At 26.1% G+C, this 21945-nt stretch carries 16 protein-coding genes; 11 read left to right on the forward strand and 5 right to left on the reverse strand.

Annotated features, from left to right (window positions below; translation table 11 throughout):
* Positions 1 to 106: 106 nt before the first annotated feature.
* Positions 107 to 2098, reverse strand: coding sequence for a transketolase (tkt, locus tag FD727_RS03410; RefSeq protein WP_159938758.1), 1992 nt, complete (start codon positions 2096 to 2098; stop codon positions 107 to 109).
* A 959-nt stretch (positions 2099 to 3057) separates the two neighbouring features.
* Between tkt and metK the strand changes: the two genes are divergently transcribed.
* The 7 genes from metK to hemW all read left to right on the forward strand — a co-directional run bounded on the left by metK (position 3058) and on the right by hemW (position 10873).
* Positions 3058 to 4227, forward strand: a complete 1170-nt coding sequence (gene metK / locus FD727_RS03415; RefSeq protein ID WP_159938759.1) for a methionine adenosyltransferase — start codon at positions 3058 to 3060, stop codon at positions 4225 to 4227.
* Positions 4228 to 4634: 407 nt separating this feature from the next.
* Positions 4635 to 6026 (forward strand): sugar porter family MFS transporter, encoded by a 1392-nt coding sequence (locus FD727_RS03420; protein ID WP_159938760.1) that lies wholly within the window; start codon positions 4635 to 4637, stop codon positions 6024 to 6026.
* An 801-nt stretch (positions 6027 to 6827) separates the two neighbouring features.
* Positions 6828 to 7772 carry a glutathione synthase gene (gene gshB, locus FD727_RS03425; RefSeq protein ID WP_159938761.1) on the forward strand — a complete coding sequence of 315 codons (945 nt, stop codon included), beginning with the start codon at positions 6828 to 6830 and terminating at the stop codon, positions 7770 to 7772.
* An 82-nt stretch (positions 7773 to 7854) separates the two neighbouring features.
* A complete protein-coding gene (locus FD727_RS03430; protein WP_159938762.1) occupies positions 7855 to 8421 on the forward strand; it encodes a YqgE/AlgH family protein in 567 nt (188 codons plus the stop codon).
* A complete protein-coding gene (gene ruvX / locus FD727_RS03435) occupies positions 8421 to 8840 on the forward strand; it encodes a Holliday junction resolvase RuvX (RefSeq protein WP_370515969.1) in 420 nt (139 codons plus the stop codon). The genes FD727_RS03430 and ruvX overlap by 1 nt, the downstream gene beginning before the upstream one ends.
* A 129-nt stretch (positions 8841 to 8969) precedes the next feature.
* A complete protein-coding gene (locus tag FD727_RS03440; RefSeq protein ID WP_159938763.1) occupies positions 8970 to 9653 on the forward strand; it encodes a YggS family pyridoxal phosphate-dependent enzyme in 684 nt (227 codons plus the stop codon).
* Positions 9654 to 9739: 86 nt separating this feature from the next.
* Complete coding sequence (gene hemW, locus FD727_RS03445; protein ID WP_159938764.1) at positions 9740 to 10873, forward strand: radical SAM family heme chaperone HemW; 1134 nt, start codon at positions 9740 to 9742, stop codon at positions 10871 to 10873.
* A 196-nt stretch (positions 10874 to 11069) separates the two neighbouring features.
* Here the strand turns inward: hemW and trmB are convergent, their stop codons facing one another.
* Positions 11070 to 11789 (reverse strand): tRNA (guanosine(46)-N7)-methyltransferase TrmB, encoded by a 720-nt coding sequence (gene trmB / locus FD727_RS03450; protein ID WP_159938765.1) that lies wholly within the window; start codon positions 11787 to 11789, stop codon positions 11070 to 11072.
* Between the two features lie 675 nt (positions 11790 to 12464).
* On the opposite strand from trmB, the gene FD727_RS03455 reads away from it, so the two are divergent.
* Complete coding sequence (locus FD727_RS03455; RefSeq protein WP_159938766.1) at positions 12465 to 12707, forward strand: oxidative damage protection protein; 243 nt, start codon at positions 12465 to 12467, stop codon at positions 12705 to 12707.
* Positions 12708 to 12816: 109 nt separating this feature from the next.
* On the forward strand, positions 12817 to 13890 hold the full coding sequence (gene mltC, locus FD727_RS03460; protein WP_159938767.1) for a membrane-bound lytic murein transglycosylase MltC: 1074 nt from the start codon (positions 12817 to 12819) through the stop codon (positions 13888 to 13890).
* Between the two features lie 48 nt (positions 13891 to 13938).
* On the opposite strand, the gene FD727_RS03465 is transcribed toward mltC, so the two are convergent.
* Positions 13939 to 14709, reverse strand: a complete 771-nt coding sequence (locus FD727_RS03465) for a TatD family hydrolase (RefSeq protein ID WP_159938768.1) — start codon at positions 14707 to 14709, stop codon at positions 13939 to 13941.
* A gap of 1311 nt (positions 14710 to 16020) precedes the next feature.
* Complete coding sequence (gene prfC, locus FD727_RS03470; RefSeq protein ID WP_159938769.1) at positions 16021 to 17616, reverse strand: peptide chain release factor 3; 1596 nt, start codon at positions 17614 to 17616, stop codon at positions 16021 to 16023.
* A gap of 504 nt (positions 17617 to 18120) precedes the next feature.
* Here prfC and ftnA point away from each other — a divergent pair.
* Together ftnA and metC are read left to right on the forward strand one after the other, a co-directional pair.
* Complete coding sequence (gene ftnA / locus FD727_RS03475) at positions 18121 to 18630, forward strand: non-heme ferritin (protein WP_159938770.1); 510 nt, start codon at positions 18121 to 18123, stop codon at positions 18628 to 18630.
* 164 nt (positions 18631 to 18794) lie between these two features.
* Positions 18795 to 19994, forward strand: coding sequence for a cystathionine beta-lyase (gene metC / locus FD727_RS03480; protein WP_159938771.1), 1200 nt, complete (start codon positions 18795 to 18797; stop codon positions 19992 to 19994).
* Positions 19995 to 20435: 441 nt separating this feature from the next.
* Here metC and FD727_RS03485 read toward each other — a convergent pair whose 3' ends face one another.
* Positions 20436 to 21176 carry a 1-acylglycerol-3-phosphate O-acyltransferase gene (locus tag FD727_RS03485; protein WP_159938772.1) on the reverse strand — a complete coding sequence of 247 codons (741 nt, stop codon included), beginning with the start codon at positions 21174 to 21176 and terminating at the stop codon, positions 20436 to 20438.
* Positions 21177 to 21945 lie beyond the last annotated feature (769 nt).

Below are 21945 nucleotides of genomic sequence, written 5' to 3' on the forward strand. Positions count from 1 at the left end.
ATCAATACTGGATGTTATAGTATTATATAAATTGTATTAAACATACAAGTATTACTTGTAGTCCATTATTAATACATTAATAACTAAATTTATTCTTCATCATTTTTTATAAAATTGATTTTGCTTTAGTAACTACATTAGATACAGTAAAACCAAATTTATCGAATAATGTTTGGGCTGGTGCTGATGCGCCAAAATTATTCATTCCGATAACTAAACCATGTAATCCGGTATATTTTATCCAAAAATCAGCACTACTTGCTTCAATTGCTATACGAGCTGTAACATTTTTTGGTAATACTTGTTCGCGATAAACTGCATCTTGTCTATCAAAAATATTAGTAGATGGCATAGATACTACTCTTACTTTATAACCTTCATTAATTAATTGAATGTAAGCTCCTACAGCCAATTCTATTTCTGAACCGGTAGCTATTAAAATTAAATCGGGTTTATTATCATGGCAATCTTTCAGTATATATCCACCACGTGCTACATATTCTAGTTGTTCAATAGTGCGATACTGTTGCATAAGATCCTGACGAGAGAAAATTAAAACTGATGGACCATTACGTTCTACAGCATCTTTCCATGCAATAGCAGATTCAACTTGATCACATGGCCTCCAAACCGTTATATTAGGAATGCTACGTAAGCTAACTAATTGCTCGACTGGTTGATGTGTTGGACCATCTTCTCCGAGTCCTATTGAGTCGTGAGTATAGATCATAATATGACGGATTTTCATCAATGATGCCATGCGGATTGCATTATGCGCATATTCCATAAATACTAAAAAAGTTGCACTATATGGAAGAAAACCACCGTGTAATGCAATGCCATTAGAAATGGCAGTCATTCCAAATTCACGTACTCCATAATGTATATAATTACCATTTGCATTTTTATTGATTGGTTGAGAACGAGAACACATAGTCAAATTACTTGGTGCTAAATCAGCAGAACCTCCAAAATATTCAGGTAAAATTTTACTAAATTCTTCTATGGTATTTTGTGAAGCTTTACGAGTAGCAATTTTTATAGGATTTTGTTGTAATTTTTGGATAAATTTAAACGTTTCATTAAACCAATTTGTTGGTAATATATTATTTATGCGTCGATTAAATTCACTAGCTATTTTTGGATATTCTTGTGAATAGGCTTCAAATTGCTTATTCCATATATTTTCTTTATCTTTACCTGCTTTTTTTGCATCCCATTTTACATAAATATGTGTAGGAATTTCAAATGGTGCATAATTCCAATTTAATTGTTTACGAGCAAGAACAATTTCATTATCACCTAAAGGTGCCCCATGTATATTATGTGTCCCTGATTTATTTGGTGAACCAAAACCAATAATAGTTTTACATATAAGTAAAGATGGTTTATTAACAATATTTTTTGCTTCTAATATTGCTTCTTTAATATCATTATTATTGTGACCATCAATAGACTTTATAACATGCCAACCATAGGATTCAAAGCGTTTAGCAGTATCATCAGTAAACCAATTTTTAACCTTACCATCAATAGAAATTCCATTCTGATCATAAAAAACAATCAATTTACCTAAATTTAGGGTACCAGCAATAGAACATACTTCATGTGAAATACCTTCCATCATGCAACCATCTCCCATAAATACATATGTGTTATGGTCGACGATTTTGTAACTAGGACGATTGAATTGCGCTGCTAATGTACGTTCAGCTATAGCAAGACCTACAGCATTTGCAATACCTTGACCTAATGGACCAGTAGTACTTTCTACACCAGGAGTACATCCATATTCTGGATGTCCTGGAGTTTTAGAATATAATTGACGAAAATTTCGTAATTCATCCATTGAGACATCATAACCCGTTAAATGTAATAAACTATAAAGTAACATAGAACCATGACCATTAGACAAAATAAACCGATCTCGATTTATCCATAAAGGGTTAGTAGGATTATGATTAAGAAATTCACGCCACAGCACTTCAGCAATATCTGCCATACCCATAGGCGTACCAGGGTGTCCAGATTGAGCTCTTTGTACTGCATCCATAGTTAATACGCGAATAGCATTAGCAAGCTCTTTATGAGCAAACATTTTTTTACTCCAATTAAAATGAATTATTTAACTTATTTTTATTATAAACAATCGTTATTATAAAATAACTTTGATATATATATATATTAAAGTTATAAATAAGTATATTTACTATTATGATATAATTTATATTGACATATATTTTACTCCATTCTGTAAGTAAAATATTACGATTTTTATTTCTATCAATGTTTGATAGTTAACTTATCAATTACAGACATATAAAATATATTTATATTTATATATTTGTTTATAACACATATTTTTAATATATTAATTAATTTAATATCTAATAAATCACTTAATAATTTTATATATTTTATTTTAGAAACAAATAAAATATAATTAATTTTTAGTTCTTAATTAACTTTATTTATATAGATAACATCAATTTTATTTGCATAGATATATTTATATAATTAATAATCTTTGATATTTATAATTATATAATAATTAATAGTCTTCGATAATATTTAAACAGAATAATAAATAAATTATAAATATTATTTGATTTAAAATTATGAAATACATATCATATATGTATTTCATAATGTTTTCAACATATTAAATAAATGATTATTTAATCATATTGATTAGATAAATAATCATTTATTTAATATATTTAAAATTATATTAAAAGTATACATTCATAATGATCTTAGTTTTTATAAATTTACATTAAAGCACGTAATTAGATATTTTATTTATAAAAAATAAAATAATAAATCTATTTTATAGATATTCTATTCATAAATCTTACTTTTAATAAAAAATAACTAGCATTTCGAGTAATATATCAATAAAATATTGGTTTAGTTTGATAAACTATAATTTATTTAATGTATTTAAAAAAATCTTTTTTAATAACTAGCAAATATCTACAAAACATTATTTTAAAATAGATATAAAATAATTTCTGCCATGAATTGAATTTAAAATATTTTAAGGTTAAAAATAAAGTGCCTAAACATCTATTTACTTCTGAATCTGTATCAGAAGGCCATCCAGATAAAATTGCTGACCAAATTTCTGATGCTATTTTAGATGATATTCTCAAACAGGATCCCAATGCCCGTGTAGGTTGCGAAACATACATTAAAACAGGTATGGTTTTAGTTAGCGGTGAAATTACTACTAGCGCTTTAGTGGATATTGAAGAAATTACCAGAAATACTGTACGTGAAATAGGTTATGTTCATTCAGACATGGGATTCGATGCAAATTCTTGTGCTGTACTAATCGCCATAGGAAAGCAATCTAGCGATATAAATCAAGGTATCGAACACATAGATCCTTTGAAACAAGGTGCTGGTGATCAAGGTTTAATGTTTGGTTATGCTACTAATGAAACTGATGTTCTTATGCCTGCACCAGTTATCTATGCACATCGTTTAGTACAACAGCAAGCAAAATTACGTAAAAATGGTTCATTACCCTGGCTGCGTCCAGATGCAAAAAGTCAAATTACTTTTCAATATGATTGTGGAAAAATTATTGGCATAGATACAATAGTGTTTTCGACACAACATACAGAAAAAATTTCACAAACTGACCTTCATGAAGCCGTTATGGAAGAAATTATCAAACCAATTCTACCAGTAAAATGGATTAGCTCTAATACAAAATATCATATCAATCCAACAGGAAGATTTGTAATCGGTGGTCCTATGGGTGATTGTGGTTTAACAGGACGTAAAATCATTGTGGATACTTATGGAGGAATGGCACGTCATGGTGGAGGTGCGTTTTCCGGCAAAGATCCATCAAAAGTTGATCGTTCAGCTGCTTATGCAGCGCGTTATGTAGCAAAAAATATAGTGGCAGCAGGTTTAGCGGAACGGTGTGAAATTCAAATTTCTTACGCTATTGGAATTGCAGAGCCAACTTCTATCATGATAGAAACATTTGGTACAGAAAGTATACCAACAGAACAGCTTATTTCACTAATATGTGAATTTTTCGATTTACGTCCTTATGGTTTAATTCAGATGATGGATCTTTTAAAACCAATTTATAAAGAAACTGCAGCATATGGCCATTTTGGTCGTGAACATTTTCCATGGGAACAAACTGATAAAGCTGTACAGCTACGCGAAGCAGCTGGTCTTCACAAATTAAATTTTTCTTAATATAAATTACAGATAATTTGCAGTCTCCCTTCTATACTATCAAAAATATAAATTATTAATTACTCTCTTTAAAGAGAAGCAGTGAATTATTCTCTTCTAACTACACTATGTATTATTACATTTATAATATTTTATATTAGTGCATCTGTTTAGATCTTTTTAAATTCTGCTTAAATTAATTGATATTAAAAGTACTTAATATATATCATTCTTAATTCTTTATTTTTATTTATATTAAATAAATTTAAGATGTTATTGTTATAAATGATTAAATTTTTATATTTAGTGATTTTAAGCAAAACATAATTGTAAATTTAAAAAATATTTAATTATTAAAATTAATGTAATTTGAATTATTTAAATTATTGATATTGATAAGAATATTAATCAATAAACTGGGAGGCAATATGCTTAGTAATATTCATAAAAATAGAACTTCAAATAAGGCAATGACCTTATTTGTCTGCTTTCTAGCAGCTTTAGCTGGCTTACTATTTGGTCTGGATATTGGTGTTATTGCTGGTGTATTACCCTTTATAGCGAAGGATTTTAACGTTACGGTGCAGGAGCAGGAATGGATTGTTAGCTCTATGATGTTTGGTGCCGCTGTAGGCGCTATTGGTAGTGGTTGGATGTCGTCTAACATGGGACGTAAAAAAAGTCTCATGGCTGGAGCTATTTTATTTGTAATCGGTTCTCTTTGGTCTACACTAGCCATAAATCCATTAATGTTAATTTCTGCTCGTATTATTTTAGGTTTAGCAGTAGGTGTTGCTTCCTATACTGCTCCATTATACCTATCGGAAATAGCTCCAGAAAAAATTCGGGGTAGTATGATTTCACTGTATCAGTTAATGATTACTATGGGAATACTAACAGCATATTTATCAGATACTGCATTTAGTCATACAGGTTCATGGAGATGGATGTTAGGAATTATTACTATTCCAGCCGTGATGTTGCTTATAGGAGTATTTTTTTTACCTAACAGTCCGCGTTGGTTAGCAGCAAAAGGAAACTTTCGTGATGCACAACGTGTGCTGGATCGTTTGCGTGATACTAGTGAACTTGCAAAAATTGAACTCAATGAAATTCGCGAAAGCTTAAAAATTAAGCAATCAGGTTGGAAATTATTTCAAAACAATATTAATTTTCGACGTGCGGTATTTCTTGGTGTATTATTGCAAGTAATGCAACAATTTACCGGTATGAACGTAATTATGTATTACGCTCCAAAAATTTTTGAAATTTCAGGTATTAATAATACTGAACAACAAATGTGGGGCACAGTTATCGTAGGATTAGTTAATGTATTAGCTACATTTATTGCCATTGGTTTAGTTGATCGATGGGGTCGTAAACCAACATTAATCTTAGGATTTTTGGTGATGTCAACTGGTATAGGTATATTAGGCACTATATTACACATGAATATTCAATCCTTAAGTGCACAATATTTTGCTATTAGCATGCTATTACTATTCATAGTAGGCTTTGCTATGTCAGCAGGACCATTGATTTGGGTGTTATGTTCAGAAATTCAACCATTGAAAGGGCGAGATTTTGGTATTACAGTATCTACTGCAACTAATTGGATTGCAAATATGATTGTAGGTGCTACTTTTCTTACTATGCTAAATGTATTAGGTAACGCATTAACTTTCTGGATATATGCTATGTTAAATATGGTATTTATATTTTTAACTATCATTCTTATTCCAGAAACTAAAAATGTCTCGTTAGAGCACATTGAGCGCAATCTAATGTTAGGAAAAAAACTACGTGATATTGGCCAGTGATAAAATACTATATTCTAAGGGCTGCCTGCGGGCAACCCTTTTATTTAGAAAATATTTATTCAAAAAGATAGGATAAATAAATTTAAAAATTTATGAATATAAAAATATTTTCCAATGAGATGTTTACAGTATAATACTGTAATAAATAATGTTAATTACAGTTATTTTAATGTTTTTTAAATTTATATTCATAATTATTTTGTTGTATTTAAGTACATTATTAAAATTATCTAAATGATAAATACTGAATAATATTTAGATAATTTAAATAAACATATACTTAAAAAAATAATTATTATTTTTTAGTTTTAATGATATTTATTTTTTTAATAAAAAGTATTCGATAAATATTTATCTATGTAAATAAAAATAAGTTATTCATAATAAATTTCTTTTCATATGTTTGAATAAATATTCATTAAATTTTAATAATTTATTAGATATAACATATATGTTATGAACATATAAAATATATGTTATATAAATTTATACTTATAATTTTTATACGAGTAGTATTATAAGAAATAAATTTGATTGATTATATTTATTTTAATAATAAATGTTAAATAACATTATTTTATTAGTAATTAGTTTATAGTGGATTATTATTAATATAAGATTAAAATATTGCTAATTTCGTAAATTAATTACATATAAAATATAATCTTTATTATAAATATATTTAAATAAAAATTTTTAGTTTGATTGTAAATACATTTTATATGATAAGAATTTTTTAAAAAGAAGATAATTTATATATGAGATAATATTTAAATATTGATAGTATCATTAAGGGGAAAAATGATTAAACTTGGAATCATTATGGATCCAATTTCATCCATTAACATTAAAAAAGATACTAGTTTTGCTATCTTGCTAGAAGCACAACGTTGCGATTTTAAAATTTATTATATGGAAATCAATGATTTATCATTGAGAGGAAATGTCGTTTATGCACATACTTATAGATTGTATGTTGAAAAAAATGACAATAAATGGTATGAGTTCTATAATGAACAAGAAATCAAATTAGTTGAACTTGATATAATATTGATACGTAAAGATCCACCGTTTAACACTAAATTTCTTTATATCACTTATTTATTAGAGTATGCCGAACAAAAAGGCACATTGATAATAAACAAGCCTCAAAGTTTACGTGATTGTAATGAAAAAATTTTTACGACTTGGTTTCCTGAACTAATACCAGATATGTTAGTAACATGTAATCAAAGGGAAATACATGCTTTTTGGCAAAAATATGGTGATATAATCGTAAAGCCTCTTGATGGTATGGGTGGTAAGTCTATTTTTCGCATAAAGGAAGACGATCAAAATTTTGGTGTCATTACTGAAACTCTTACTAACTATGGACAAAGTTTTTGTATAGTACAAAATTATTTACCAGCAATTAAAGAAGGTGATAAACGTATATTAATAATAGATGGTAAACCAGTTCCATATTGCCTTGTTCGTATTCCTCAAGAAGGTGAAACACGTGCTAATTTAGCTGTTGGTGGATACGGAGAAGCACGTGCACTTAGTGATAAAGATTGGGAGATTGCTCTTCGTGTGGCTCCAATATTAAAATCTAAAGGATTAATTTTTGTGGGTTTAGATATTATTGGTGATAAACTAACTGAAATTAATATAACTAGTCCAACTTGTATATGTGAAATTGAAGCTACTTTTCCAATTTCAATTAGTGGAATACTAATAGATGCTATTAAAAATCTTTTACGGTAAAATACTAAAAAACGCAAATTATAATTAATTTTTAATTTACTAACTTAGTAATATGAAAGTCATGTTAGGTATATGAGTGAGAATGAATTTACAGCATAATTTTTTAATTGCGATGCCTTTTATACAAGATCCTTTATTCAAGCGCTCTGTAGTTTATATTTGTGAGCATGACGAAGAAGAAGGTGCTATGGGTCTTATTGTCAATAAGCCAATAGGTAATTTGACAATTGAGGGAGTACTTAAAAAATTGAAAATTACTCCTAAAGTACATAGTTCAACAATGAAATTAGATAAACCAGTATTTGCTGGTGGTCCTCTTGCAGAGGACCGTGGTTTTATTTTACATTCTGCTCAACATGTTTATACTTCTAGTATTCGTATTTCTAATAATACGATAATCACCACCTCGCGTGATGTTTTAGAAGCTATGGGTACAGATAATCAACCTGAAGAAATATTGGTAGCGCTTGGTTATTGTGCTTGGGAAAAAACACAACTAGAGAATGAATTAATGGGAAATGCCTGGTTAACAGTACCTGCAGAAACGAATATTTTATTTCAGACACCAATTGCTGATAGATGGAGAGAAGCTGCACGTAGCATGGGAGTGGATATACAAAATATGACTAGCGATGTAGGACATGCTTAATGATAGTTCATAAAGTGTTACTTAGCTTTGATTTTGGTACTCACAGTATCGGTATTGCTATAGGTCAAAAATTAACAGGTACTGCACATGCACTAACAACCATTAAAGCTCAAAAGGGAATACCTAATTGGAACCAAATTGAATCTGTGATAAAAGAGTGGTTACCTAATTATATAGTAGTAGGACTACCGCTGAATATGGATGGTAGCGAACAGCAACTAACTTGCAAAGTATATGAATTTGCTAACTCATTATTCAAACGCTTCAAAATACCTGTTGCATTACAGGATGAACGTTTAAGTACTGTGGAAGCAAAATCTTTGCTTTTTGAACGAGGAGGATATCGTGCTCTTAAAAAGAGCCAAGTTGACTCACAAGCCGCAGTCATTATATTGCAAAATTGGTTAGATACCCACTAAAATTTACAATATATATTTTATCTTATCATAAATATATATGATACATTAATTAATGCTTATCTAATATATATAATTATATATTGATTGCATGAATTATGTCTATAATATTCAATTTAATTAATTTTTATTATGATTTCTATTAAATATAACTTACAACAAATACGAAAACGTATATTGTCTGCTGCAGAAGAGTGCGGGCGTTCTCCAGAAGAAATTACATTACTTGCAGTTAGCAAAACTAAAGCTTCTAGTATGATCTTAGAAGCTATTTTATCAGGGCAAAGAATATTTGGTGAGAATTATGTTCAAGAAGGTTTGAAAAAAATATCTGAATTAGCTTTATATTCTGATGTACAATGGCATTTTATTGGGTCAGTCCAATCTAATAAAAGTCGTTTAGTTGCAGAAAATTTCTCGTGGTGTCACGCTATTGATAGATTAAGTGTTGCTCAAAATTTAAATAATCACAGACCAGATTATATAGCTCCACTAAATGTTTTAATTCAAATAAATATAAGTAACGAACAAAGTAAATCGGGCATCAATCTATCAGATTTGCCAATATTAGCAAAACATATTTCCAGGATGTCACGTCTTCAATTACGTGGATTAACAGCGATTCCTGCTCCATGTAAAGATTATCGATATCAGCTATCAATGTTCCAAAAAGTAGCTCTTGCTTTTTATACTTTAAAACAAATATATCCTAATATTGATACTCTTTCTTTAGGAATGAGTAATGATTTAGAACCTGCAATTATTGCAGGTAGCACTTTAGTAAGAATAGGTACCGCTATATTTGGTAAAAGATAACATAAAATTAATATGTTTAGTCATAAGTTTCATTTACAACACATTCATAGTTATTAGGTGATATTTTATATTTAATTAAATAGTTTATGTATAAATTACCGTTACTTAGTCTGTATATTCATATCCCTTGGTGTGTCAAAAGGTGTCCGTATTGCGATTTTAATTCATATACATTAGAAACAAAAATACCACATATTACATATGTAGAACATTTGCTTAAAGATTTAGAAAAAGATTTACCGCTTATTGCTAATCGAGAAATACATAGTATTTTTATCGGTGGCGGCACCCCTAATTTGCTCAATAGTTATGCAATACAGAGGATAATAAAAGGTATAAATAATTGTTTATCATTATCAAAAAATGTAGAAATTACTATAGAAGTTAATCCAGGTATTGTAGAACATAATCAATTTCTTAAATATTACCATATGGGTATAAATCGTATTTCCATTGGAATTCAAACTCTTAATAAAGAAAAATTATTATCTCTTGGTCGTATTCATGAAGTAGAAGAATCTATACAAGCTATATCGATAGCTCAAAAGTTAGATTTTAACAGTTTTAATGTAGATTTGATTTATGGATTACCTAAACAATCTTTAAATGAAGCAATAAATGATTTAAAGCAAATAATTAAGCGTAATCCACCTCATATATCATGGTATCAATTAACTATCGAACCTAATACATTATTTGCTTTAAATCCACCAGAACTACCGAATGATGATGTTATTTGGAATATATTTAAACAAGGAAAAAATCTTTTAATTAAAGCTGGTTATCATCAATATGAAATTTCTAATTACGCTAAAATAAATCATGAATGTAAACATAATATCAATTATTGGCGTTTTGGAGATTATGTTGGTATTGGTTGTGGTGCTCATAGTAAATTAACACAATTAGATGGGCGTATCATACGTACAGTTAAAACTAAACATCCATATACCTTTATGAAAGGGAAGTATGTTGAAAAACAATATGAAGTGCTTGATGTAGATAAACCACTAGAGTTTTTTATGAATCGTTTACGTTTATTAGAAGCTATACCTCGTACTGATTTTTATGATTATACAGGATTACATGAACAAGTTATTCGAAGAGAACTTAATGAAGCAATTGCTACAGGTTATTTATTAGAAACTACTAATTATTGGTTAATTACTAAAAAAGGACAACTATTTTTAAATTTATTATTAGAATTTTTTATAAAATAAAATAGTTACATACATATTATTATTATTTTATATAAAATTTTTAAATGTTTATTTATTCTATTAAGATAAGTGAATTAATTTAATATTAACATACTGTTTTTAACAGATAATTAGTTGAATACCTAATTTATATAATATTATTAAGTTAAAACATAGATGATGATCTTATAATTAACAAATATGTTGTTAATATATATCATAATGTTCGTTTAAACATTATATCCCAAATTTTGTGACCTAATTTTTTACCACGTTGCTCAAATTTTGTTAAAGGACGTGTTTCTGGACGTGCAATATAATCATTATTATCTGACTGGTTAGTATAACCATCTATCTCATGTATGATCTGCAATATGTGTGTTGCATAACTTTCACAATCAGTAGCAATATGTAATATGCCACCTATCTTTAATTTATATCTTAATAATTTAGCAAATTGTGATTGTATAATACGGCGTTTATGATGTCGTTTTTTACTCCATGGATCTGGAAAAAACAGTTGTACAATGTTTAATGTATTGTTTGGAATCATAGTATTTAATACTTCTACTGCATCATGACATATTATACGTAAATTTTTAAGATTTAATTTTTTAGCCATTGCTAAGCAATTTCCAACACCAGGGGTATACACTTCTATGCCAAGAAAGTTTTGATATGGATTATTTTCAGCTGTATTGACTAATGTTATTCCGTTACCAAAACCTATTTCTAAAACTAATGGTGACTGATTACCAAAAATTAAATCTAAATCAAGCATATTATGCTGAAAATTAATGCCCATATGTGTCCAGTAATCATTAAGTGCTATACTTTGTTTTTTAGTTAATTTTCTACTGCGAATCATAAAACTATGTATACGGCGTATTCTTTGATTTTCATAATTAAAATTTAAACTAATTAGTTCATTAATCATAATAATTATTTAGCTTTATATTTAAAAAATTAAATATGGTATATTGTAGTATATTAAGAAATAAATGATTTTTTCTATAAAGGAAAAAGTAATATAACATAGATTATTAAAATTTATATTGGAAATTAATGAAGTTAAATATATTTTGAATTTATTAATTTTACGATATAGCTAAATTTTTATGTCATAACTTAAAAAGTCGATCTGATTTAATCATGATGTTAATAATAAAAATATGTAAAGTTGTAGTTACATTAAATTTATATATTATATATTTAATTGTTAATTTTAACTCTAAATATTAATTTTATGTTAATTAATAAATAACTTTTCAAATATATTATCATAATTTAATGAATTTTTTTAAAAAGATAAACAATATAGTATGTTGATATCTTTATTAATTTTCTATTTTATAAAAATATATTGTATTACTTGATTTTTATGTTAAATAAAACTTTCTTTTTAGAAAATTAATTATTTAATATAGATAAACTAAAGTAGTTTAGTTTATACTAGATTTTAAATCTAATAAACTCTGATATACTTTTTTTAAAAAACCATTACAGTTTTCATATTTTTTAATATAAATATAAAATATTCCATTTGATAATTTTAACAAACTTACATAAGTACATATATATAATATACTTTATATAAATAAAGAGAAAATTTATGAAACGTATTATTTTTTGCACTTATCTACAACAAAGCGCTGAGGGACAAAATATTCAAATTTATCCGGGAGAGTTAGGTAAGCGTATTTATAATGAAATTTCACAAGAAGCATGGAATCAATGGTTGATTAAGCAAACTATGCTAATTAATGAAAATAAACTTAATATGATAAAAGAAAAAGATCGCAATTTTTTGAAAAAAAATATGATATATTTTTTCTTTAAAGAAAAAATTGCATAGTATAAATTATATTTGTAATTAACACATATATATGAATATACGATAAATTTAATGTTTATTTTTATATAAAATATAGAATCTAAATTATGTAATAAGAAAGTTATTTATAATGTATAAAAAGTTAATAACACTACTAGTGATTTCTTCATTTTTATTTTCTTGTTCAGAACATCAAAACTCTCAATATCAAATAAATTGGATCAGAGATATAAATGGATTCAATATTTTAATGGAGCAATTTGCTGCTAATATTGAAAAAATTTGGGGAACTAATGAAGTATTAATTACAGGACCTAAAGATTACATTAAATACAGTGATAATTATCATACTCGTGGGCATATTAATTTTGAAAAAGGTCAAGTTACAATTGAAAGTGTTGATAACACAAACACAATAGTTGAACTACGTAAAGCTATTATTACCATGCTATTAATTAATGATAATTCATTTAATATAGTTTTTAATTCAAAAACATTAGAAGTACCAAATAAAGAACCACTATTATATGGTCAGATTTTTGATAATACCGGACAACCTATTCGTGGACCGTGTCGTGCTGGTAATTTTGCCGACTATTTAATTAAAAATCAATTAAAAAAACGTTATGATGGTATACATGTGATTTGGTATATTTCTATACCTATGATATCTAATCATTTATATAAACGTGCATTTAAGTACCTACCAATAATACGAAAGGCTGCTAAAGAATATTCTATTGATGTTTCGTTGATTTTAGCTATCATACAGATAGAATCAAGTTTTAATCCATATGCCGTTAGTCATTCAGATGCTCTAGGATTAATGCAGGTTGTACAACATACGGCAGGTATTGATGTATTTCGTATGAAAGGAAGATGCGGACAACCAAGTCGTAGCTATTTATTTGATCCAAAAAATAATATTGATATAGGTACTGCTTATATTTCTTTGCTTCAAAATATTTATCTGAATAAAATTGAAAATCCGTTATCTAGGCGTTATGCGGTAATTACCGCTTATAATGGAGGAGTTAATAGTGTACTCCAAGTATTTTCTAACAATAAGCAAAATGCTTTTTTAATTATAAATGCTATGTCATCTAAACAAGTATATCAAATCCTTACATCAAATCATCCATCGTTAGAATCACGACTTTATCTGTATAGAGTAAGTTGTGCTCTACATAACTATCATTTCTAATTCGTAAAAATATTTCAATATTTAAACAATAATTCTATATAATAAGAATTATATATTGTATATTTTTATGGTATTTTGCCATAAAACATCAGCAAGATATTGAGGTGATTCAGTTCGTAATAAGCATAATTCTTTAAATATATCAAGAATACGTTCTGGTCTATTAGGTTGTTCTTGAAAACCATTTAATGGCATACCTGGAGAATCTGTTTCTAATATCATGGAATCTAATGGTAAATTGGAGATTGTATTACGTGTTTTATTAGCACGTTTATAAGTAATCACTCCACCAATACCAATCATATATCCTAAATTAATAAAATTATTAGCTTGTTGTTGACTACCAGTAAAACCATGTATTATACCTCGGCAAGGTAAATTATGTCGGCGTAATTGTACACTTAATTGATCATGAGTATGATGTGAGTGTAAAATTACTGGTAAATCGTACTTTTTTGCTAATTTTAACTGTGCATTAAGTAAATATATTTGTTTATCAAAATGGATCTTATCTATAGATAAATCTAACCCAATTTCTCCGATCGCAATTAATTTTTTATTTTTGATTTGTAAATATCCATCTAGTAGATCTAGATCTTCATTACGATGATTAGTAATATCTATGGGATGCAAACCTAATGCAGCATATAACATATTATATTGTTTACATAATTTATCTATATCAGAAAAATCAGAAGCATTTACACTTGGTATGATAATATGTTTTATACCAACTTTTTTAGCACGAAAAATACTAATGTTGATATTTTTAGTAAAAATTAAATCGTTTAAGTGACAGTGAGTATCTATAAATCTCATAGGAATAGTGCTGGCTATATAATTCAATTGTTTTTATAAATAAATCTATGTTGAATCTTTATGATGATCAATGATATTGAATATTATTTAATTATTCAATATAACTTAATTAGAGTTAGAATTTATTAAGACATTAGGTTTTTTCTAAATGCTAATTTAGATTTAAAATGTTAATTAATTCATATATATTATCTGATATTATATTAAATAAATTTTAATATTCAGTAAATTACCTATTAAGTAAAATTATTTATTTAATAATATACTAATTATTAATTATAATGAGTTGTTAATATTTTTAAATATATTGATTCAATAGATTTATTGGTAGATACCATATATTTATACTGCAATATAAATGTAAATGATAATTATATTATCAATATTAAATATAATATCTTAATCACAATAGCTTAATTAATTATGATTGTGTAACACGATTTATTGTGTTCCAAGAGATGATATTTTGAAATATTAATTGAAGCTATAAAAAATTTACTGAGTAAAATTTCTTAATTAATGTATGCAGTATTATATCATATACTATTAATTCTTATAAAGTTTAATATAATTTTAAATATGTTAAAGTTAATTAATATCTAATATCTTATATCTATAATTTTAATGAATTAAGAGATAGTTTATTAAAATGTAAATTTTAATTATTAAAATATTATACATATAACTAAGTTTTAAATAGATAGAAGTTTAAAAATTCATGTTCTTCTACGTTAATCTATATTAATTGCAAATAATTATAACTTACGTATTGAAATTTATCTAGAATAATGGTACTTAGAATTTAGATGTTTTTTTACGTACATTAAAATACATTTAAATGATGTAATCATTTAAAACTGTAAATATATTTAATATATAAACTTGCATTAATTATCTATATAATTAGATATTATATAGATAATTATACAATATGAATGTTTTGTATTTATAATCAATTAATAACTTTAAATATTTTATATTTATTAAAGAAATTTTAATAAATATAAAATATTAAGTATATAATACTATTTATACGATTACTGTATATATTAATTAAATAAAAATAAAAGTATGTTTATTGAAAAAATAATTAGGTAGAGCAATATGTCAATTAATGACAACTAGTGCTTTTATTCATGAATATTTTACTAATAAATATAAAATTTAATGTAATTGTATTTAATATAATAATAATAATAATAATTAAGTTAAGCTTAAATTTTTAATTATTTTATTTTTTTTATTAATAACTACTAATTTAGAAATTTACAATAGAAGGTATTATATTATTTAAATAATTTAATTATTAAACTATGATGATTGTTCACGTGTTTTATGAAAACTAATATCTGGATAACGTTCTTGAATAAGATTGAGATTTATTAATGTAGGTGCCATATATGTTAAAAATCCACCGCCATCTAGTGCAAGATTCATTCTATTTTTATATTGAAATTCACAAAGTTTTTTGGAATTTTCACATATAATCCAACGTACAGTTGCGACATTAACTGTTTCATAAATTACTTCAATTTCATATTCCTTTTCTAGACGCGTAATAACCATGTCAAATTGTAACATGCCTATCGCACCAATAATTAAATTATTGTTATATAACATACGAAAAAGCTGAACAGCTCCTTCTTCTGATAATTGGATTAAACCTTTTAATAAATGTTTTTTCTTTAAGGGATTACATAATCTAATACGGCGAAATAGTTCGGGAGCAAAATTCGGAATACCAATAAATTTTATATTTTCACCCTGAGTAAAAGTATCTCCGATTTGAATCGTACCGTGATTGTATAAACCAATAATATCACCAGGATAACAATTCTTTATATAAGAACGTTCTCTAGCCATAAAAGTCATTGCATCAGCAATTATTATATTTTTTCCTGTACGTACATGGTATAACTTCATACCTTGCACATATTGACCAGATACAATACGTAAAAATGCTATACGATCGTGATGTTTTGGATCCATGTTAGCTTGTATCTTAAATACGAAACCACTAAATTCTTTTTCTTTAGCTGTTATAACACGGATATTTGTCTTACGTGGCATTGGGGATAGTGACCAAGAAACTAAGTTATCAAGCATATGATTTATACCAAAATTACCTAAAGCAGTACCAAAAAATACAGGTGTAATTTTACCATCTAAAAATAACTGGCGATCAAATTTTTGTAATACTCCTTGTATTAATTCCAAATCATTTTGTAATTTATCAAATAAATAATTGTCTATAGTTTCATTAACTCTTAAATCATGCAATCCTTTTAAGATATTTTCTTTTGGAATAGTATGTCCTTGTCCTGTCTGATAAAGATATATTTCATCATTATAGATATGATAAACACCTTTGAAAAATTTACCGCAACTTATTGGCCATGTAATTGGTACACAAGCTATTTTAAGCTTATTTTCTACTTCATCTATTAAATCAATAGGGTCTTTAGTTTCACGATCAAGTTTATTCATAAAAGTAATAATTGGTGTATCGCGTAATCGCGTGACTTCCATTAATTTATAAGTACGTTCTTCGACTCCTTTGACAGCATCGATAACCATTAAGCAGCAATCAACTGCTGTCAATGTTCGATATGTATCTTCAGAAAAATCTTCATGTCCAGGAGTATCAAGTAAGTTAATTATACAATCTCGATATGGGAATTGCATAACCGATGTAGTAATTGATATTCCGCGCTGTTTTTCCATATCCATCCAGTCAGATTTTACGTACTGATTAGAACCACGGCCTTTAATAGTTCCAGCTCTTTGAATAGCTTGTCCAAATAACAATAATTTTTCAGTAATAGTAGTTTTACCAGCATTTGGATGAGAAATGATTGCAAAAGTACGACGTTTATTTACTTGTTCTAAAAAAGGAATATGAAACATAAGTACATTCTTCATATAAAGATAATATAACCGATTGTTATCTTAAGTGATTACTAAGATGGTTAAGTTTACTAACTTGACTGATTTATTACTAATCTATCCAAGGATGATTATTTATAAATAAGTATGGTTTTAAAAAATTAATATATCTTTTATTATAAAATTAATTATATAATTATATTTTATTAAATTTTAATATCTTAAATCATTTACTTAAAATTTTGTTGTATTTATATTATTAAAATAAGAGAAATAGATCATTTTGAGCATGAATCTATTACAGTAAATATTGTAACTTTAGTTGATTAATAATTAATTATTTACTACTAAGTAACTTAATATAATTGTATTATATAAAATTTTCATAAATTAAACAATTTTATTATATTAAAAATATAATGATATTTATTACATATATAATAAAAAATTTATTAATTTAAAATAAATTATCTTAAAAAACATTTACCCATAAATATTTTTAATAACAAGTTAAAGGGATTAGATATGTTAAGTACTGAAATGAGCTCGCATTTAAATAATCAAATGAATCTAGAGTTTTACTCTGCTAATTTTTACTTACAAATGAGTGGTTGGTGTATTAATAAAGGATTGGAGGGATCTTCAGTTTTCTTTAAAATACATTCACAAGAAGAAATGGAACATATGCAACGTTTCTTTAATTATCTAAGTGATACTGGAACATTACCTATCATAGGAAATATTGCTGCTCCTCCTATTAGCTGGTCATCGCTCGTTGAAATATTAGAAGAAGCTTTAAAACATGAAAAATTGATCACAGATAAAATTAATCAGTTAGTCCACGTAGCAATGAATATTCGAGATTACAGTACTTTTAATTTTCTTCAATGGTATGTTGCTGAGCAACATGAAGAAGAAAAGCTTTTAAAAGCTATGTTAGATAAAGCTGTGCTTGTAGGGAATAAAGGAGAAGGATTATTCTTAATAGATAAAGAATTAGGTATTATTTCTGCTAAACATTTTAATAATCATTGATTTATTTAAATAAAATTTAAATATAATTAATGTTATATATGACTTAAATATTATACTTCCAATGTAAATAATTATTTAATGATTCATTTTGTATAATATGACTCTCTATCATTTTTATTTTGTGATAACTTATATCTACTGTAAAATAGTATAAAGGAACTATAGTGAGCTCAACAACAAAAATTGATACAACATTGGTTACTGCTGGACGTCAGAAACATTATACTCAAGGCTCAATTAATAGCGTTATTCAAAGAGCTTCATCATTAATTTTTGATACTGTTGCTGATAAAGAACGAGCTGAGATTAATTGTACTAATAGAGTGTTGTTTTATGGTAGGCGAGGTACTTTAACTCATTTTGCTTTACAAGAAGCAATGACTGAACTAGAAGGTGGTGCTGGTTGTGTATTATATCCATGTGGTGCAGCTGCAATTTCTAATACTATTCTTGCTTTCGTAAATGCATTTGATCATGTGTTAATGAGTAGCGCTGTGTATGAACCTACACAAGATTTTTGTACAAAAATATTAAGTAAACTTAACGTTTCTACCACGTTTTTTGATCACTGTATCGGCGGCAGTGAATTAAATAAATTTATTCAATCTAATACTCGTGTAATATTTCTTGAATCTCCAGCTTCCATTACTATGGAAGTTCAAAATATTCGAGATATAGTTACCGCTATTCGTAACTACTCTCCAAATATTGTTATTATATTAGATAATACTTGGTCAGCAGGTATATTATTTCATGCTTTAGAGCATGGAATTGATATTTCAATTCAATCTGGAACTAAATATTTAATTGGTCATAGTGATGGAATGATTGGTACTGCTGTAGCAAATAAAAGATGCTATTCGCAATTATGTGAACATTCTTATTTGATGGGACAAATAGTTGATGCTGATACAGCGTATTTAGCTAGTCGCGGATTACGTACATTAGGTACACGTCTGCGTCAACATGAAGAAAGTGCTTTAAAAATAGCAGAATGGTTATCAAAGCAATCGAAAGTAGCGAGAGTAAATCATCCAGCCTTATCTCAAAGTAAAGGTCATAATTTCTGGAAACGTGATTTTAATGGAAGCAGTGGTCTATTTTCATTTATTTTACATGAAAAATTAAGTCCTGAAAGATTGGCTAATTATCTAGATAATTTTATTTATTTTAAAATGGCATATTCTTGGGGTGGATATGAATCACTTATTTTAGCAAAACAACCAGAAGAATTAGCTAGAATTCGTATATTAGGTAATGTAGATTTTAAAGGTACTTTGATACGTTTACATATTGGTTTAGAACATGTAGAAGATTTATTGAAAGACTTAAAGGCAGGTTTCGATCGTTTAAATTATAAGTAGAATACTCATAAAATATAAAGTGTATAGATTATTTATCTATCATTATTTAATCATAATATATTATTAATGCTAATTAAAATTATTGTTTTAGTTCTATTTATAGATGATTATTTTATATTTATATAATTTAATAAAATTATATAAATTATCAAAGCTTATTTATACTACGTATAAAATACTATATTAACATGATAATAATATTAGTATCAACATACATATTAATAGTTAATAAAACTAAGTCGAATGTGTTTATTATATAATAATTAAATGAAATATTAAATAGTAAATTATTACATGTTTTGATGATTATCATTATCAGATTCTATATTATTAGATAAACTTTTTTGAATATGATATATAGATATAATATAATTTTATTATAATAATATTATATGCTTTAAAGACTTAAGAACTAGCAATTAATTGCTAATAATTTAATTATTAAATCAAATCGTTTTTCTCACGTTCGATAACTTCTACATTAAGTTTTTCTAACTTAGCGGACATTAATGAATGACAATAATTAGCTAATTTATTTGCTGAATTTAATTCAGTATTTGATGTATCTATTGGATGTAACATCTCAATAATAACTAATCCATTTTTCCAACGATTTAATTTGATTTTATTATGAGTATTAGATACTACTACGGGAATGATGGGGGCTTTTACAGTCATAGCAATATGAAATGCTCCAGTTTTAAATGGTAGTATCTCAGTACTATGGCTACGTGTGCCTTCAGGAAACATCCAAAAAGAAATTAGTTTCTTATTATTAAAAGATCTTACTATTTCTTGAATCCTTTGATGAACTTTTTTACAGTTATTACGATCAATTAAAATATTACCAGTTAACCAATAAAGCTGACCAAATAATGGTATCCATATCAGACTTTTTTTTCCAATGGTGACAGTATGTGGTGGTATCATATTTGCTACTGTAATCATATCAAAATTATTTTGATGGTTTGAAATATAAATTACATTACTATAATTATCAGCATCAATCGGTTTACGTAACTCTACTTTAATACCAAATAAAGTTGATAATCGACCAAATAAATGACTAAAAGTTGAAACATGTCGTGGATTACGTGGGGAAAGTAGGCACCATATACTACCAAATACACAAATTAAAATTGAATAAAAAATAACAATGATAAATCTTAAAATAAATAACATGAGTTCCTCAAATATTACATCATTTTTTAGTAAGAATAATAATTGTAACTATTATTATTAATTAAATATAATCATATATATGATTATAAAATTTTAATATAAGCAAATCTTATAACATATTTTGTTATTTGAGTTTATAAATATATAAATTAGTTAAATTTATTTAGATATACAATTATTTTAATCTGTATTACTGAATCATGTAAATCATTTAAATTATATTTAATTCTTAATGTTTAATCTTGCTAATATAGCCATATTAAACTATGATTTAAGAATCATCATCTTATTATTAAGATTATACTCTTAATAATTTTAATTTAATGGTTTATATTCAAAATATTTTATTTTTTATTAAAAAAGCATATTTTAAATATAAAGCAAATATATATTTAAACTGATATTATTTAATCAGATAATTTATACAAAAGATAATTATTGTTATATTTCAACTAATTTATTACATGTAGTAACTAATTTACAAATGTAATTTTGTACCATAATTTCTCATTTATAAGAATGTATTAATAATTTAGATACTAAATACAGAATTTTCTAAAAATAAATTACTATTAATGACTTATTTTTCAAAAAAAAAAAAAAACAAAATAAATTTATGCATTTCATTATTTCTTTAATTTAGATATTTTTGATTATTAAATTAATATTAATACTTATTTAATTTTTATTAAACAGATACATATTATGAGTATAATTAATTGCATTTAAAAATTAGGTTTAAAAACTTATTTTTAAATGTTTATTAATA

It is taken from the genome of Pantoea sp. Mhis (assembly GCF_009830015.1).